Raw genomic sequence first — 15,436 nt, forward strand, 5'->3', positions numbered from 1 at the left:
CCGCCCCGCGGTCATGTTGCCCCAGGGGTGGAAATGCTTGCTGCCTTGTCGGGCAAGGAAAGCCGGGGTTAGCGGCATCCTGTGGCGGGATTGAAGATGCCCGCATTGTTTTTGTTGCGCTTGCCTTTGCGCAGCACGCAGTTGGTCATGGCACTTGAGATTCGGCTTTACCTTCATGGCTTTCGCATGGCCGCTCAGGGCCAACGGCCCATTGATGAGTTGGCCCTTGCGGGTCAGGGCAGCCAGGGTGCGGTCGTGGCGTTTCTCATCGATTGTGAGACGGACCTTAGACGCTGCGAGCCGTTTCCGGGCAAGGAACTGGGAGGTTTCTTCTCCAAAGCACTGCCCCGGCTGGGTCTGGTGGGCAATTTCCGCGGCATCGGCGTTGAGCAGAAGGGCCTTGGTCCCGGCGCCCTCCAGCAGGACTTACACGGTGTCCCCATCCCCGACGTGTTGGATCGGCGCGCTCGTTGCGGAGGTACCGGGGGAGTCCTTGGAGGCGACCAAACAGTAGCCGCCAACGGCAATGGCTTGCCACAGAACGAGCGCTCCGGCCCGGAATCCGGCGCCCTTGGTGGTCCCCGGCACCTAGATCAGTGCGTTGTCACACGCCGAGACGAGCCGCGCCTGGGCCTGGGCCGGCACCTTGTCACCAGAGCCCGCCACGTCGTCCAGGGCGCTGATGAATTCCTTGGGCAGGCCGCCCTCGCGCACTGCATCGACCATGGAAGAAACGACCTTGAGGTCCTCGGCGTTGATGCTGCCGTCCCTGACGGGTGCGCATACTGCCTTGATGAGCTCCTTCTTTGCGCCCTCGGCCAGCTGTCCGGCTGCCGAGGACGCAGCCGAAGAAGCGGTGCCGGCAATCGCCGTGCAACCGCTCACCGTGAGCAGCAAGAGCGCCGCGGCCGCGAATGCCCCAAGGGTGGATCGTGTGAGTCTCATGGCTTCCATCGTAGTCTCCGGTGGGTGGCAGCCCGAGCGGCTCCCACCCAAGGCAGCAGCGGAAACTACCGCCGAACCTGTGCCGGTTCCGTGCGTGTCGGCTTGGCCAAGCCCATTGTCTCGCGCAGCGTGCTTCCCTGATACGAGGTACGGAACAAACCCCGTTCCTGAAGAATCGGCACCACGAGTTCCACGAAATCGTCCAATCCCGCCGGGAAGCTGGGGCACATGAGGTTGAAACCGTCACAAGCGCCGGTGAGGAACCATTCCTCGATCTCGTCGGCGACCTCGACAGCGCTGCCGATCATGGTTGCGTGCCCGCCGCCTGCGGCCAGGAAACCCAACAACTCCCGAAGCGTGGGACTCTTAGTCTCAATGATCCGCCGCACGGTGAGATAACGGCCTTGGGGGCCGGAGAACCCCTCGGCCGGGGGCAACGGGGCCACCGGTGCATCCAGCGGATCCGCAAAGTAGTCCTGGCCCGTGAACGTGTTCAGCTGGGTTATGGCGGCCTCGATATCCAGGTAGGCGTCCAGCTCGCGCTTCTTCCCGTGGGCTTCCTCGGCCGTGGCGCCGACGTAGGTGACCAGCCCCGGAAGGATGGGAACAGAACTGCCGTCCCGGCCCGCGGATTCCAGCCGCCCGCGAAGGTCCGCAGCGTATTCCAATGCAGATTCCAGGTCCCAGGACACCGAATAGATCGCCTCGGCGTACCGGGCGGCAAAGGAACGCCCCGCCTCGGAGGACCCGGCCTGGAAGAGCACCGGCCGGCCCTGCGGGCACCGGGGGACGGTCAGGGGGCCGTCCACGGAGAAGTGCTTGCCGCGGTGGTTGATCGGGCGGATCTGGGAGGGATCAAGGTATTGGCCGGCTTCCCGATCAACAACCAGGGCCGTGTCCGACCATGAATCCCACAGCCCTTGGACCGCGTCAACGAACTCCTCGGCCCGCTCGTAGCGTTGTGCATGGGCGGGAAGTGCGTCCATCCCATGATTTCGGGCCTCGGTATCGAACATGGAAGTCACCACGTTGATGCCCGCGCGGCCGCCGCTGATGTGATCCAGCGAGGCCAGTAGCCTAGCAGCATGGAAGGGGGTGTAGAAGCTGGCCGAGATGGTGGTGACCAGCCCGACGCGGGTGGTGGCCCGGGCCATGGCGCTCAATGCGGTTACCGGTTCCAAGAGCCAGGGGATGCCTGCCGAGTATTCGCGGTTGAGGCTTTGCCCATCGGCGAAGAACACGGCGTCGAGGCAACCGTGCTCGGCAAGCCGGGCAAGTTCCTCGTAGTAGGCGATGTCGCTGACCCTATCCGCGCTGGAATCGGGGTGCCGCCAGCCCATGGTGTGGTGGCCGGCGCCGTAGATGAAGGCGTTGAGATGCATTTGGGGTGTCGTAGCCATGAGGGTTTTCCGTTTCCTAGTTCATCACCAGTCCGCCGTCGACAACCAGGTTCTGGCCGGTCACCGCCCGGGACCAGGGGGAGGCGAAGAACAGGGCAGCGTCGGCGAATTCGGCCGGCGTGGTGACCTTGCGCAGCGGTGTGCCGCTGGCGATCAGGTCGAAGACCTCCTCCGGGGTCGCGGACGAGGCATCGGTGGTGCGCAGCAGGCCGCCGGAAACCATGTTGACGCGGATGTTCTCCGGTCCCAGATCGGCGGCGAAGGTACGGGTCAAGGCAAGCAGCGCGGCCTTGGCGGCGGTGTAGTCGTGGTAGGGAACCACGGGGTTCTGGAAGAGGTTAGTGCCGACATTGACGATTGCGCCGAAACCGGCTTCCTTCATTCCCGGCAGTGTCGCCTGGATGGTGTTCAACGCCCCGCCCACGATGCCCGAGAACTGGGTGCCGAATTCCGCGTAGGCAATGACCTCGGCCTTGGAGCGTGCGTCGCCGTTGAAGGAAAAGTCGGGCAGTGCGTTGTTGATGACAGTGGTGATCGGGGCGCCAAAGTGCTTGACGCCCGCCCGGACCAACTCAGAGACCTGGCCCGCATCGGTGACGTCCGCCTGCAAGGCAATGGCTCGTTCCGCACCGAACTCGCTGGCCAGTTCCTGTGCCGCGGCCTCGCTGTTTCGGTAATTCAGTACCAGGCGGGCGCCCTCGCGGGCGAATGAACGGGCAACGTCGGCGCCCAGTCCGCGGCCGGCCCCGGTGATCAATACGATCTGGTCTTTGATAAGCATCTTGCCAACACCTTTCGGTAGTGCGCAAGGGTGCCGTCGAAGCACGAAAAGCTGTGGCAAATTGCCTTGCCGCAATTCATGCCGGACCGGCATCCCTTCGCTCGGATTATCGAGATCAGGTTCAACGGGTCTAACTCTCAGCCGCCAAGCGGCACCCCGTGTCGTGTCCTGCGCCCAACATAGCACCGGCCCCGTTGCAAAGCCGAATGAAAGGCTTCCAGTGCAGGTCACATGAACAGTAGGGTGATGCGAGCGGTCAATCCTGCAGCGGACCGCCCAGCTCGTCGATCATGGCAAAGAGCCGCGGCAAAACGGTGCCCGAACCCAGTCCGTCGTGTTCAAACTCGTTGGTGACCCAGGCATGGAGGTTGCCGACCTTCGATGCCGCGGCCAGGGAGAGGCCCGCATCGACGTACATGTCGTCGTGGTAGACGATGGCGGCCACCGGGACGGTGTTCGCCGCGAGCTTTTCGCTGTCGTAGAGGCTTGACCAGTCGGTCTTTTCAGCCAGCAGATCGACCGCGCCCTTGAAGGGGCGCAACAGCCGGGTTTCGGCGAACATCCAGGGGTACATCATCTCGCCGGTGAACATCAGCGGGCGGGCGGAGGAATCGAACTCGGGGTGCCGTTCGATTTCGGCTTGGGCGGCCCAGCCCGTGGCACCGTTGGACCCGTGGCCATAGATGCTCTCCTGCATCACGGCGAACAGCGGGTTCGAGGCAAATGCCGTCCGGGCCTGCACCTCGGCCAGGAACACATCGCTGAGCCCGTGCCCGGTCAGTGCTTCGTCGAGCAGCGCGTTCAGGCGTTCGAAGCCAGGTTTCATCCCGAAGTCGATGCCCAGACACTGGAACCGGCGCACGGAAAGCCGGTCCCCGTCGGGAAGGCGGACCTCGGTGGTCTCGAGCAGGTCGGCAATCCGCGCCGCCGTGTCCACATGGTGTGGGTAGAGCTCGTAGAATTGGGCGGTCTTGGCTGCGGTGCGCGGGTAGGTGCGTGCGTACACGCCTGCGGCACTTGGTTCCAGGGACGGCAACCCGCCGGTGATATGGCAGGCGGTCAGGGCCTCCGGGGCCATTGAGAGGTAGCTCAGCGTCAGGAACCCGCCGTAGCTTTGGCCTAGGGTGGCCCAGCGGGAGGACGCGTAGATTTCGTGGCGTACGTGCTCGGCATCGTGGATGATCGAGTCGGCGCGGAAGTGCAATAGGTACTCGGCACCCTGATGAGCGGTGTCGAACCGTTCCATGGTGGCTGCGGTGACGGGCGTGGAACGTCCGGTCCCACGTTGGTCAAGCAGCACCACCGTGTATCGCTCAAGGGCCGCGTCCAGCCAGCCAGCGCTGCCCACCGGGCGCGGTCCCTTGCCGCCGGGCCCACCCTGGAGGAAAAGCAGCAACGGGAGTTCGCGGTTTTTGTTTTTGGCCAGGGAGACCTCGCGCACGAAGATGCTGATGCGCGGCGAATCCCCGGGATTTGCCCAGTCCAGGGGGACCGAGAGGGTGTGGTCGCGGAAGAACTTTCCCGCCGCAATGTAATCGGTGCTCAATGCTGCTCCTTTGGGGTGCCGGCCGGGATCCGGCGGCCGGCTTGGATGACGGTGCGCGGGCGGGATTCGTCGTAAAGCACAGACGGGTCCTCGAACGGGTTCCCGTCCAGGAGCAGTGCATCCCCGACGGCTCCGGGAGAGAGATGGCCCAGCGAGGGATCCTGCAATAGGGCGGCATTGACGCTCGTGGCCGAACGCAGGGTGGCAAGCACACCGGCGGCCTCGATCTGCAGGGCCAGCCCGTTGAGCTGCTCGTCTGCCAGGTCGCCCATCAAGTCAGAGCCGAAGCCCACGGGGATGCCGGCGGCCAGTGCGATCTTGATCGCCTCGCGCCCGGCGGTGAGGACCTGAAGGTTCTTGGCCTTGGAGACCTCGGGCAACCCGACCTCGTCACCGCGCCTCTCCATGGCCGCATAGGCGGCAAGGGTGGGAACCAGGAACGCACCGTGTTGAACCATCAGGGCGGCGGTGGGCTCATCGAGCAGGTTTCCGTGTTCGATGGACCTCACCCCGTTGCGCACCGAATGGGCGATGGCGGCGGGGGAGTAGGCGTGGGCCGCGACGTAGGAGCCGCGCCGGGTGGCCTCGGCGACGACGAGCGCGATTTCCTCATCCGAGTACTGCGGGATGGACAACGGGTCGCTCAGCGAGACGACGCCTCCGCTGGTCATGATCTTGATGGCGTGGGCGCCGGTGCGCAGGCGTTCGCGCACGGCAATGCGCAGCGCTTCGGGTCCGTCGACGACCTCGCACATGTGGCCGTGGCCAAAGCACACATCCACGTCCGCCTCGCGCGGATCCCCGTGCCCTCCGGTCTGGCTCAGCGCCGGACCGGTGTAGAAGTAGCGCGGTGCGGGCAGCAGGCCGGCATCGATCGCCGAGGCGAGCCCGATGTCTCCTCCGGCGACGTCGCGCACGGTGGTGAAGCCGCGGGACAGCGCCTCGCCAAGGCGCTTGGCCCCGGCGAGCGCCGCGAAGGAGAGCGGGCCGCGTTCGTTGCGGAAGCCGTCCAGGGAGATGGCGTAGGCGTGGAAGTGGGCGTCAATGAGCCCGGGGACAAGCACCCTGCCCTTCCCCGGGAGCAGCTCGCCCTCTTCCTGGTTGCCGATGGCGCTGACCAGCCCGTGGCTGAAGCTCACGTTGGCGCGCGTGAGCTCGGCGTTATGGCCGTCGAAGACCAGGACGTCGGTGATGGTCAGGGCCGGTGGCTGTGTGGTTTTCATGCGTGGGTTCCTGACTGTGCGGCCATCCACGCCTCGATGCCGGTGGCGTCGATGGGCAGCGGATCGGAGAGGTTTTCGTGTCCTCTCGCGGTGACCAGGAGATCGTCTTCGAGCCTCACGCCCATGCCGCGCAGCTCGGGCGGGACCAGGGCGTCGTGTTTGTGGAAGTAGAGACCGGGTTCAACGGTGAGGACCATGTTCTCGGCAAGGGTGGCGCCTTGGTACTCCTGGTAGGAGGCCGCCGCGCAGTCGTGCACGTCGAGTCCCAGGTGGTGGCCGACCCCGCAGACCAGCCAACGGCGGTGGTGCTGGCCGGCGGGGGAGAGCGCCTCGTCGACCGAGACCGGGAGCATGTCCCAGTCGGCAAGGCCGTTGGCGATGACTTCCATGATGGAGGTGTGGAAGGCGGTGAAGTCCTTGCCCGGGGCGATCTGTGCCAGGCCGGCGCGGTGTGCCTTCTCCACCAGGTCGTGGACCTCGCGTTGGGCGGGGGAAAAGCGGCCGCTGGCAGGAAAGGTGCGGGTGACGTCGGCGGTGTAGGCGCTGCGCTCCTCCACGCCCATGTCCAGCAGCAACAGCTCCTGGGGTTGAACCGGCCCGTCGCAGCGCACCCAGTGCAGAGTGGGTGCGTGGTGTGCCGAGCCCACGATCGTTGCATAGCCTGGCCCGTTGCCGTAGGTGCGTGCGACCCTGTCGAAGGTGCCTTGGAGCCAGCGTTCCCCGCCACCGGCCACGGCGGTGGGGATCTGGTTGACGACCTGGGAGAAGCCCTCGATGGTGTGGGTGACCGAGTTGCGCAGTTCGGTGATTTCCCACTCGTCCTTGATCAGTCGCAACTCGCCCAGCGTGCGGCGCAGCGTGGGAGATGGTTCCAACGAGTGGGTGGAGATGAGTGTGGTGGACAGGTTCCCTGCCACCTGGGCGCCGGACAGCCGGGCAAGGGCCTGCTCCAGCCGGGCCAGGGGCAGCGTGTTGATGCCCAGTGCTTGCTGCCAGTGCGAGGGCCCGTGCGCGGCACCTACCCACAGTTCGCCGTGGGCGGCACTGGCAAAGAATGCCGAATCCCCGGGCAGCGCCGGTGCCGGGACGAAGAGCTGGTAGTCGTGTCCGCCGCCGCGGGCGGTACCCACCAGGACCGAGCCTTCGGCGGTACAGCCGGTGAGCCAGAGGAAGTCCGAGTGCGCACGGAAATCGTAGAAGCTGTCGTTGCTGCGGATCGGTGCCCAACCGGCGCCAATTACGAACGTGGACCCCGGAAGCGCCGCGGAGAGCCGTGCCCGGTGGGCCGCGGCCGCCGACGCGGCATCCACCCCGGCGGCGGGGGTGCGCTCGGGTTCCTCCCATCCGGTGGCCATCCACGCGGTGAACGCCGGGACTTCGGAAAGCCTGGGCAGTCGTGGATCAAAATTCCTGGGTGCCGGCATCGATGCGGTCTGGTGTTCCGGGGTGTTCACTTCGTCTGACTTCCTTCACTGTGGCAGTGGTTGTGCTCCACGCGCGCCAAACGCGTACCACTCAAGCATCACACACCGGTGCCGTGCGGTGCAGGGCCGGGCGGTGCCCCGACTTTCGGGCGGCATCATCGATGCGGCAGACTGGAGCGGGTGAGCCAGATGCGAATTATCCAGATCATTGCAACAGAACTATCTACCGGCGGCGCCGGGGTCCAAACCTGGCAGGTGAAGGCGGCCATCGAGCTGTTGGATTCGGGTTCCACGGTTCCTTTCATCGCCAGGTACCGCAAGGAAGCCACCGGGACCCTTGACGACGCCCAGCTGCGCCAGCTGGAAGAACGCCTGCGCTACCTGCGTGAACTGGCTGAACGCCGCGCCACCATCCTCAAGGCCATCGAGGAGGCAGGCAAGCTCAGCACGGAGCTTGAGGCCGCGATCAATGCCGCGGGCACCAAAGCCGAACTCGAGGACCTCTACCTTCCCTACAAGTCCAAGCGGCGCACCAAGGCGCAGATCGCCCGCGAGGCCGGCCTGGAACCGCTGGCCGACTCGCTGGTTGCCGACCCCATGCAGGATCCCGAGGTGCTGGCCGCACGCTTCCTGAATCCCGAACACGAGGTCAACGCCGGGTCCGACGCGCTTGCCGGTGCCCGCGCCATCCTCACCGAACGTGCCTCCCAAGATGTGGTCCTGGTATCCGAACTCCGAGAACGGTTGTGGAAGAGGGGCAAGATCGCATCCAAGACCGCGCCCGGGGCGCCGGTGGCAGACGCCGCCAAGTTCTCCGACTACGAGGACTTCGTCCAGCCCCTGGCGACCCAGCCCTCCCACCGGATCCTTGCCCTGCTGCGTGGGGAACGGGCGGGAGTGTTGAACCTGGAGCTGGCCGAGGCGGACCCGCGCGACGATGCAGCTCTCGCCGAGGCCAGGGCCCCCTATGAGGCTGCCGTGGCCAAGTCCCTGGGGATCGCCGCCGCCGCGGATGCACCGGCCGGAAAATGGTTGGCCCAGACGGTGCGCCTTGCCTGGCGCGGGCGCCTGCTGGCACGCCTGGAATCGGATTTAAGGACCCGGCTTTTCGAGGCCGCTGAGGAAACCAGCGTGAAGGTCTTCGCCGCGAACCTGCGCGATGTGCTGCTTGCCGCCCCGGCCGGGAACCGCTCGGTGCTCGGACTCGACCCGGGGTTGCGCACCGGTGTCAAGGTCGCCGTGGTCGATGGGACGGGCAAGGTCGTGGATATCGCGACGATTTACCCCCACGCGCCGGCGAACAAGTGGGATGCCGCGGTGGCAACGCTGGTGGCCCTGGCCAAAAAGCACGGAACCGAGCTCATCGCCGTGGGCAATGGAACGGCAAGCCGGGAAACCGACAAGCTTGCCGGTGACGTGATCGCTCAGCTGGACCACAAGCCCGCCAAGGTCATTGTGTCCGAGGCCGGCGCCTCGGTGTATTCGGCTTCCGCCTTGGCCAGCGCTGAACTGCCTGACCTGGATGTATCCATCCGGGGTGCGGTCTCCATTGCCCGCCGGTTGCAGGACCCGCTGGCGGAGCTGGTCAAGATCGAACCCAAGTCCATCGGTGTTGGCCAGTACCAGCACGATTTGACCCCGACGAAGCTTGACCGCTCCCTGGATGCGGTGGTGGAGGACTGCGTGAACGCCGTGGGCGTTGACGTGAACACCGCCTCCCCGGCCTTGCTGGCCCGGGTCGCCGGCGTCGGCCCGACGCTGAGCCGCAACATCGTCGAGCACCGCAACGCCCACGGATCCTTCGCCACCCGCCGGGCCTTGCTCAAGGTGCCGCGCCTGGGAGCCAAGGCCTTCGAACAGTGCGCCGGGTTCCTGCGCGTCAGCGGTGGCAAGCAGCCGCTCGACGCCTCCGCGGTGCACCCCGAGGCCTACGGCTTGGCCGAGAAGCTGCTGGCCAGGGCCAATGAAGGCAAGCAGCCGGTCTCCTCGCTGGATGCCGCTGAGTTCGTGACCGAGCAATTCGGGCTTCCCACGGTGAAGGACGTCATCGCCGAACTGGTGCGTCCGGCCCGCGATCCGCGCCCGGACTTCAGGACCGCCAACCTCAAGGAAGGCGTGGAGAAGATCACCGACCTGCGCATCGGCATGATCCTGGAGGGCACGGTCTCGAACGTGGCGGCCTTCGGCGCGTTCGTCGATGTGGGTGTCCACCAGGACGGACTGGTCCATGTCTCGGCCATGAGCAACAAGTTCATTTCGGATCCGCGCGAGGTCGTCACCTCGGGGCAGGTGGTCAAGGTCAAGGTCCTCGAGGTAGACCCGGCGCGCAAGCGCATTTCCCTGACACTGCGCCTTGAGGACGAGCCGGGAGCCAAACCCCAGGAAAACGAGCGGAACGCACGGCCGCCGCGCCACGGTGCTGCGCCGAATCGCGGAACCAAGCCCGCGCAGCCCAAGGGCCCCAAGGCACCGGACGGGAACACCGCCATGGCCGAGGCCCTGCGGCGTGCAGGGCACGGAGGCTAGAAAACCAGTGTCGCTGCGTGCATCCGGGAACCCGTACCCGGATGCACGCAGCGCTGGGGAGAACAAACGGCCCAGAGCGAAGGATGGACGTCCGTGGACAGCGAGAGACTGAGCGAACTGATCATGCTGGGTTTCATGATCCTGCTGATGGCAGCGATGGCCGCTATGATGAAGGCCGCTGCCTCCGGGCAGGTCAAGCGCAATGCCTCGATCGGGCTGCGCACCGCCGCACTGAGGCACTGCGAGAGCTGTTGGCTCCTGGGGCACCATGCGGCGTTGAACAAGTCCATCATGGGTTTTGGCATCGCAGCTGTGGTCTTGGCCGTCGGCGGCGTCGCCACGGTGCTGTTGGAGCCATCGGGGTTCTTCTTTCCCGCCACCGTGATGCTGGGGACGCTGCTGATGCTTGCCGGTGTGTTCCTGGGGTTGCGCGATGCCAACCGCGCGGTCGCCAAGGTCCATGCAGGCGAACGCATCGTCTCCAGCTGAGCGTGCCCCGGAGGGGAGAAGCAAGGTGAGCATCACCTTGCCGGAAGATATCCATGGGTGGTTCCGTGCCATAATTCGGATCAGGTTAGTACGGCCATACTTCGGTGACAAGGCATGAAGGAGTAGGTAGCGTATGTTCCATGGAACTTATAGGAAAGCTTGCCGACGCATTCAACGACCAAATCACGATGGAGCTCGAAGCCGCGACGGTTTACCGCCAGCTGGCCATCGAAATGGATGTGCTGAGCCTGCCCGGCATTGCAGGATGGTTCCGTGCCCAGTCCGCCGAGGAACTGGAACACGCGGAAAAGTTCATTACGCACATGACCGACCGAGGCGCGCACCCCGCGATCGGCGACATCGGTGCCCCGGAACTGACCGTTTCCACCGTCGACGGAGCATTTCAGGCGTCCCTTGATCACGAGAAGAAGGTCTCGGAGTCCATTCGGGACCTCTACCGCCTGGCCCACAACGAAGGCGACATCGATTCGGTGCCGCTGCTGAACTGGTTCATCGGGGAGCAGGTCGAAGAGGAAGCCACCGTGGGGGAGATTCTTGACCGCGTGAAGATGATCAACAACGACGGCAATGGACTGCTTCGCCTCGATGGCGAACTGGCCGCCCGCCCACAGGGCTAGACGCTCCGGGGCCCGTGGAGGCACCCGTAACGAAGATGTGACCAAGGCCCCCGGTTTATGACTGGGGGCCTTGGCCGTGCGTGCAATAACATGGGGTAAGGCATATCCAAGTGTCAGCGCCCCGGCAGGTAGTTGTTTCCGGTGCTCAGATGGCACGCGGCGCGAGATACGGCGTTGCAAGAAGCATGCCAGTCTCCGGTCAACCGCTCTCGTTGTGAGGTCATCAAAAACGTGTTCCACGTCCGAGTCCGCCTCGCCAAAGCCAACCACGGCACCAACTCACCGTCTCGTGGTGAAACCCGATGAAGAAATTCGACTCCGCACGAATCGATCCCCCGGCGGTTCCCTCCGAGGTGTCCGGACCCACGCATCGCACGACTGCTGGATTGCATCTGCGTAAGGGAGCCGGCCGGCACTACGCCAGCCAGTACCTGATCGCAGAGAACACCCCGGTGCTCCTGCTGCGGGTCAGTGGGCTATGGGCCAGTGTGCAGCACGAAAAAACCTTCGGTTGGTTGCCGGCCCACTGCCTTGAACGCATCCAGCTGTCCAAAAGTCGTCCGCAAATTCCGGTGCGACCGGTAGCAGGAGCGGGCTCACCGGAGCCCTCGGGAGCACCGAGTGCCCCGGAGGTTCCCGATGAGGACTTCATCCCCACCCACCGCAGCACCGCTGACCTGAACCTGCGCAAGGGATCGGGAACCAACCACCCTGTGCTTCGGGTCTTGGCGGCCAACATCCAGGTCCGCAAGCTCGAGGAACTCGGTACCTGGAGCAAGGTCTCCACGGGTAAGGACATCGGTTGGGTTCCCAGCGCCTACCTTGCACGCATTCACGTTCAACGCCCTCCCGCCGGCATCCAGGTGATGACCGCGGCCGAATACACCACCACCGTCCGGCTGAACGTCCGCAAGGACGCAGGGGACCACTTCCCGGTGCTGCGCATCATGCAGGCGGGAACCTTGGTGAGGGTCAACGGGAAGTTGGGCCCGTGGCGCAGGATCTCACTGGAGAGCGGCGCCGGCTGGGTCCCGGCAAGCCAACTTCACCTGCGCTACCTGGCCTCCGAGTCTCCGGTGACGAACACCTCGACCACGTTGTACCAGGGCGCATCGGCCAACTACCGCGTACTTTCGCAGCTCGAAGCCGGCGAAGCGGTGGAGGTCATGGCAAGTCGGGGCCAATGGACGAAGGTGCGCGTGGGCCGACTTGAAGGGTGGGTCCACAGCTCCCACCTGGGCTGAGAACACGTCTGGAAAAGACAGTGGGCCATGCGGACAAGGAATTCCTCGTCCGCACGGCCCACGCTCACACCAAGTGTTTGTTGCTACGAATGCTTGCGCTGGGGCTTGGAAGACCGGCGTCCGGTCGCACCCTTGGTCTGGGGATCCAGTGCCTGCTTGGCGGTATGCATCTCGATCTGGGTCATGACCTGTTCCTTGGTGGGCTTCTTGGCTGCGGTTTCACCAGATGGATCAGTACCGGGATCCAGCCCCGGCATGTCCCTGCCAGACCAGATTTTTATGATCGACCACGCTACAGCGGTCAACGGAACGGCGAGCACGGCGCCAACCAAGCCGCCAAGCACCGTCCCGGCGGCCAGGGACAGCAAGATCACCAGTGCATGCAGGTTCAAGGCGTGTGCCATTACCACGGGCTGCAGGAAGTTGCCCTCCAGCTGGTTCACCAGGATCACCGCACCCAGGACAATCAAGGCCACGACGGGGCCGTTGGTCACCAAGGCGATCAACGTGGCCAGGATCCCGGCGAAGGTGGCTCCGACCAACGGGATGAACGAGCTAATGAACACCACCACACCCAGCGGGATGGCCAGGGGCACCTTCAAGACCAGCAGCGCAATGGTGATGCCCACGGCATCCACCGCTGCAATCGTGGCGGTGCCGCGCATGTATCCGCCGAGGGTTTCCACGGTGCGCGTGCCCGTGGCCCTCCAGCGGTTCAGCTGGTGGTTGGGCAACCACGAGAGGAAGAACGCCCAGATCTTGTCGCCGTCTTTCAGGAAGAAGAACAGGATCACCAGCAGCAAGGCCAGACCGGTGAAGAAGCTCCCGGCTGCCGACAAGCCGTTCAGGGCCCCGGAGCCGAACTGCGAACTGGTCAGGAAGCCCGTGACCTCCTTGACGCCGTCATCGATCTGCTCGTTGGAGATGCTCCACGGCAATTGGTTGAGCAGCTCCTGGGCCTTGTGGAAGCCTTCGACACCTTGTTGCACCAGGGTGTCCCATTCGGCCATCACCGAGTACACCAAGGCCGTGCCGATTCCGCCCAGGACCAGCAGCGACCCCAGGAACACGGACCATGCCGCGAGCATTGGCGACATGACCTTGCGGAACACACGCACCACCGGCCACAAGGCGCAGGTAAGAATCAAGGCGATGACGATCGGCAGGGCAACGACGCTGAGCCTTAGCAAGCTGAAGATGACTGCGGAGGCCAGGACCACCACCACCAGCAACTGGACCGAACGCGTGGCGACGCGGCCCAGCGGGTCGATCCACATGCTTGGGATGGTGCGGGGCTCAAGCTGTGCGGCCGCGGCAACGCCCGTGGCCGGTGCCTCGGACGGGACCGAACGCGACTTTTTCCTGAAACCTAGTTTCGGTGACATCCAGTAACTCCTTGCAGTTGGCAGCAGCTCAATCCTATGCGCCTGCGGCGCAGCGAGCCGATACCGCAACATCCTCTGGTAAAAAGGTTAGTCTAACAAGATAAACGTACTAGTGGATGCCGCAAGCCCGGTGTCCGGCCTGTCACCAAAATGTCGATGCCGGGGGAACCATGCAGGATGAAAGCAGGAAGAGAAGCTTCGCTTCCTTCAAAAGGGGAACGACGTCACTGTTACTGGGAGCCGTCCTGGTGGGCGCATTCCTGAACCCGGTCTACGCCCAGGTCCTGGAGCCGGCAACCGGACAGATCCAGATGGCCGGTGCAGCTCGCGTGGCAACGGCCAAAACCGTCCACACCACGGCAAACCTCAACCTGCGCTCCAGGCCTTCCCCCGCGGGCAAGAAGTTGGCGCTCATCCCCAAGAACACCAGGCTCACCGTGACATCCACGAAGTCCGGGTGGAGCCAGGTCCGGTACGCCGGAAAAACCGGTTGGTCATCGAGCGCTTATTTGCGCGCCGTGCCCAAGGCAAGCCCGAAGGCCGTCAAACGCGGGGACCTAGGAAAGACAACCGCCGAGCTGTGGTTGCGTCAACAGGCAAACACCGGTTCCAAGGCGCTGGTGACGCTGCCCAAGAACGGCATCTACACCGTCAAGAAGACATCCAAGGGATTCAGCCAGATCGCCAGCCGGGGGGAAACGGGGTGGGTGCAAAGCAAATACCTCAAGATCGTGGCGAAGAAGCCAGGGCGCGAGATCTATATCGACAAGAAATACACGTCCAACCGGGATGGGCTCACCGACCGGTTCTGGACCAAGGTCTCCACGGGAAAGCTGCACGAGAGCGTGAACGGCAAGGTCCGCATCGGGGACATCCCGCGCAATTCCGTGGTCTACCGGAACCTGTTGATGGAGAAAACCGCCGGGTCGGTCAAGGGCTGGATGTTTGTGCAGACCCAGGGGATGAGCGGTTGGATGAAAACCAACCAGCTGGCCCGCAAGTCAACGGCCACCACCAAGCCGGTAAACTATTCGGCCAGGACCGTCCTGGCGCAGAAAAACGGCAAGGTCGCGCAGAAGATGCTCGCGGCCATCGGGTGGGACAAGGAAAAGACGCTGATCGCCGCCCCTGCATTGAAGGACCTGAACCGGCTCAACGCGGCCTTCAAGAAGAAGTTCGGCCGCAACCTGGATGTCGATCTCGCCTACCGGACCAGGGCCACCCAGGATGCGTACTGGGTTGATCTCGGTCCCTACATCGCTGCACGCCCGGGGACCTCGAACCACGGCTGGGGAACGGCCATCGACACCCCGGAAACCTACCACTATTCCTTCCGCGGCAAGTACCACAAGTGGTTGAAGATGAACTCCAAGAAGTACAACTGGGTGCACCGCAAGATCCTCGAGGAGGGCTCCCCCTATGCTGAGGCCTGGCACTTCGACTACGTGGGAAAGTGAGTTAAGGATGCGTAAAATAGGGATGTTTGCCTTGGCAGTAATGGCGTTGGCGCTCTCGGCGTGTTCGGGAAGCCCGGCCGGGGGATTCGAACCGGTGGGAACCTGGGGGAGTACCGAAGAGGGGCAACCTTCCCTAGTCCTGGAAAAGGACGGGTCCTTGCACGGGTCCGATGGCTGCAACAGGCTGATGGGGAGCTACGAGGTCGACGGCGATGACCTGGTCTTTGGCCCCTTGGCTTCCACCATGATGTTCTGCCAGGGGGTGGACACCTGGCTGGGCCAAGCAGTCGGGGCCCGGTATGCCAATAACAGCCTCGAGATCCTCGATCCGCAGGGCCAGCGGATCGGGATGCTGGAACGCGGGAAATAGGGCAGGGG

Annotated in this window: 13 protein-coding genes, 1 pseudogene and 1 riboswitch; of the genes and pseudogenes, 6 read left to right on the forward strand and 8 right to left on the reverse strand. The window is 64.5% G+C overall.

Going from position 1 to position 15,436, the window contains the following annotated elements; all coding sequences use genetic code 11:
* Positions 1–111: 111 nt before the first annotated feature.
* From ABEA12_RS18640 to ABEA12_RS06260, 7 genes and pseudogenes are all read right to left on the reverse strand, one after another.
* Positions 112–423, reverse strand: a pseudogene (locus ABEA12_RS18640) (thermonuclease family protein); the annotation flags it as partial.
* Between the two features lie 165 nt (positions 424–588).
* Positions 589–945 carry a hypothetical protein gene (locus tag ABEA12_RS06235; protein WP_345467007.1) on the reverse strand — a complete coding sequence of 119 codons (357 nt, stop codon included), beginning with the start codon at positions 943–945 and terminating at the stop codon, positions 589–591.
* Between the two features lie 65 nt (positions 946–1,010).
* Complete coding sequence (locus tag ABEA12_RS06240) at positions 1,011–2,345, reverse strand: LLM class flavin-dependent oxidoreductase (protein ID WP_210099743.1); 1,335 nt, start codon at positions 2,343–2,345, stop codon at positions 1,011–1,013.
* Between the two features lie 16 nt (positions 2,346–2,361).
* Positions 2,362–3,126, reverse strand: coding sequence for a 3-oxoacyl-ACP reductase (locus ABEA12_RS06245; protein ID WP_210099744.1), 765 nt, complete (start codon positions 3,124–3,126; stop codon positions 2,362–2,364).
* A 75-nt stretch (positions 3,127–3,201) separates the two neighbouring features.
* A riboswitch (TPP riboswitch) is annotated at positions 3,202–3,295 on the reverse strand.
* An 87-nt stretch (positions 3,296–3,382) separates the two neighbouring features.
* The gene (locus tag ABEA12_RS06250) at positions 3,383–4,672 is read right to left on the reverse strand and encodes an alpha/beta fold hydrolase (RefSeq protein ID WP_210099745.1); all 1,290 of its coding nucleotides are present in this window, start codon (positions 4,670–4,672) and stop codon (positions 3,383–3,385) included.
* A complete protein-coding gene (locus ABEA12_RS06255; RefSeq protein ID WP_210099746.1) occupies positions 4,669–5,895 on the reverse strand; it encodes a metal-dependent hydrolase family protein in 1,227 nt (408 codons plus the stop codon). Before ABEA12_RS06255 ends, ABEA12_RS06250 begins: the two co-directional genes overlap by 4 nt.
* On the reverse strand, positions 5,892–7,349 hold the full coding sequence (locus ABEA12_RS06260) for an aminopeptidase P family protein (protein ID WP_345467012.1): 1,458 nt from the start codon (positions 7,347–7,349) through the stop codon (positions 5,892–5,894). The genes ABEA12_RS06255 and ABEA12_RS06260 overlap by 4 nt, the downstream gene beginning before the upstream one ends.
* Positions 7,350–7,508: 159 nt before the next feature.
* Between ABEA12_RS06260 and ABEA12_RS06265 the strand changes: the two genes are divergently transcribed.
* The 4 genes from ABEA12_RS06265 (at position 7,509) to ABEA12_RS06280 (ending at position 12,216) form a co-directional block, all read left to right on the forward strand.
* Positions 7,509–9,845 carry a Tex family protein gene (locus ABEA12_RS06265; RefSeq protein ID WP_210102440.1) on the forward strand — a complete coding sequence of 779 codons (2,337 nt, stop codon included), beginning with the start codon at positions 7,509–7,511 and terminating at the stop codon, positions 9,843–9,845.
* Between the two features lie 93 nt (positions 9,846–9,938).
* Positions 9,939–10,334, forward strand: a complete 396-nt coding sequence (locus ABEA12_RS06270; RefSeq protein WP_210099747.1) for a hypothetical protein — start codon at positions 9,939–9,941, stop codon at positions 10,332–10,334.
* Between the two features lie 140 nt (positions 10,335–10,474).
* Entirely contained in the window at positions 10,475–10,972 is a 498-nt protein-coding gene (locus tag ABEA12_RS06275; RefSeq protein ID WP_210099748.1) for a ferritin, read from the forward strand.
* A 302-nt stretch (positions 10,973–11,274) separates the two neighbouring features.
* On the forward strand, positions 11,275–12,216 hold the full coding sequence (locus ABEA12_RS06280; RefSeq protein ID WP_210099749.1) for an SH3 domain-containing protein: 942 nt from the start codon (positions 11,275–11,277) through the stop codon (positions 12,214–12,216).
* A gap of 83 nt (positions 12,217–12,299) precedes the next feature.
* Here the strand turns inward: ABEA12_RS06280 and ABEA12_RS06285 are convergent, their stop codons facing one another.
* Positions 12,300–13,601, reverse strand: a complete 1,302-nt coding sequence (locus ABEA12_RS06285) for an AI-2E family transporter (RefSeq protein ID WP_210099750.1) — start codon at positions 13,599–13,601, stop codon at positions 12,300–12,302.
* Positions 13,602–13,849: 248 nt separating this feature from the next.
* Between ABEA12_RS06285 and ABEA12_RS06290 the strand changes: the two genes are divergently transcribed.
* Positions 13,850–15,058, forward strand: coding sequence for an SH3 domain-containing protein (locus ABEA12_RS06290; protein ID WP_210099751.1), 1,209 nt, complete (start codon positions 13,850–13,852; stop codon positions 15,056–15,058).
* Between the two features lie 22 nt (positions 15,059–15,080).
* The gene (locus tag ABEA12_RS06295; protein WP_345467018.1) at positions 15,081–15,428 is read left to right on the forward strand and encodes an META domain-containing protein; all 348 of its coding nucleotides are present in this window, start codon (positions 15,081–15,083) and stop codon (positions 15,426–15,428) included.
* Positions 15,429–15,436 lie beyond the last annotated feature (8 nt).

The sequence above is a fragment of the Paeniglutamicibacter antarcticus genome (genome assembly GCF_039544305.1).
GTDB lineage: Bacteria > Actinomycetota > Actinomycetes > Actinomycetales > Micrococcaceae > Paeniglutamicibacter > Paeniglutamicibacter antarcticus_C.

Excerpts from the sequence above, each read along its gene's own strand:
- ABEA12_RS06235 (WP_345467007.1), bottom strand. The coding sequence starts at position 945 with ATGAGACTCACACGATCCACCCTTGGGGCATTCGCGGCCGCGGCGCTC.
- ABEA12_RS06240 (WP_210099743.1), bottom strand. The coding sequence starts at position 2,345 with ATGGCTACGACACCCCAAATGCATCTCAACGCCTTCATCTACGGCGCC.
- ABEA12_RS06245 (WP_210099744.1), bottom strand. The coding sequence starts at position 3,126 with ATGCTTATCAAAGACCAGATCGTATTGATCACCGGGGCCGGCCGCGGA.
- ABEA12_RS06255 (WP_210099746.1), bottom strand. The coding sequence starts at position 5,895 with ATGAAAACCACACAGCCACCGGCCCTGACCATCACCGACGTCCTGGTC.
- ABEA12_RS06265 (WP_210102440.1), top strand. The coding sequence starts at position 7,509 with ATGCGAATTATCCAGATCATTGCAACAGAACTATCTACCGGCGGCGCC.
- ABEA12_RS06275 (WP_210099748.1), top strand. The coding sequence starts at position 10,475 with ATGGAACTTATAGGAAAGCTTGCCGACGCATTCAACGACCAAATCACG.
- ABEA12_RS06280 (WP_210099749.1), top strand. The coding sequence starts at position 11,275 with ATGAAGAAATTCGACTCCGCACGAATCGATCCCCCGGCGGTTCCCTCC.
- ABEA12_RS06285 (WP_210099750.1), bottom strand. The coding sequence starts at position 13,601 with ATGTCACCGAAACTAGGTTTCAGGAAAAAGTCGCGTTCGGTCCCGTCC.
- ABEA12_RS06295 (WP_345467018.1), top strand. The coding sequence starts at position 15,081 with ATGTTTGCCTTGGCAGTAATGGCGTTGGCGCTCTCGGCGTGTTCGGGA.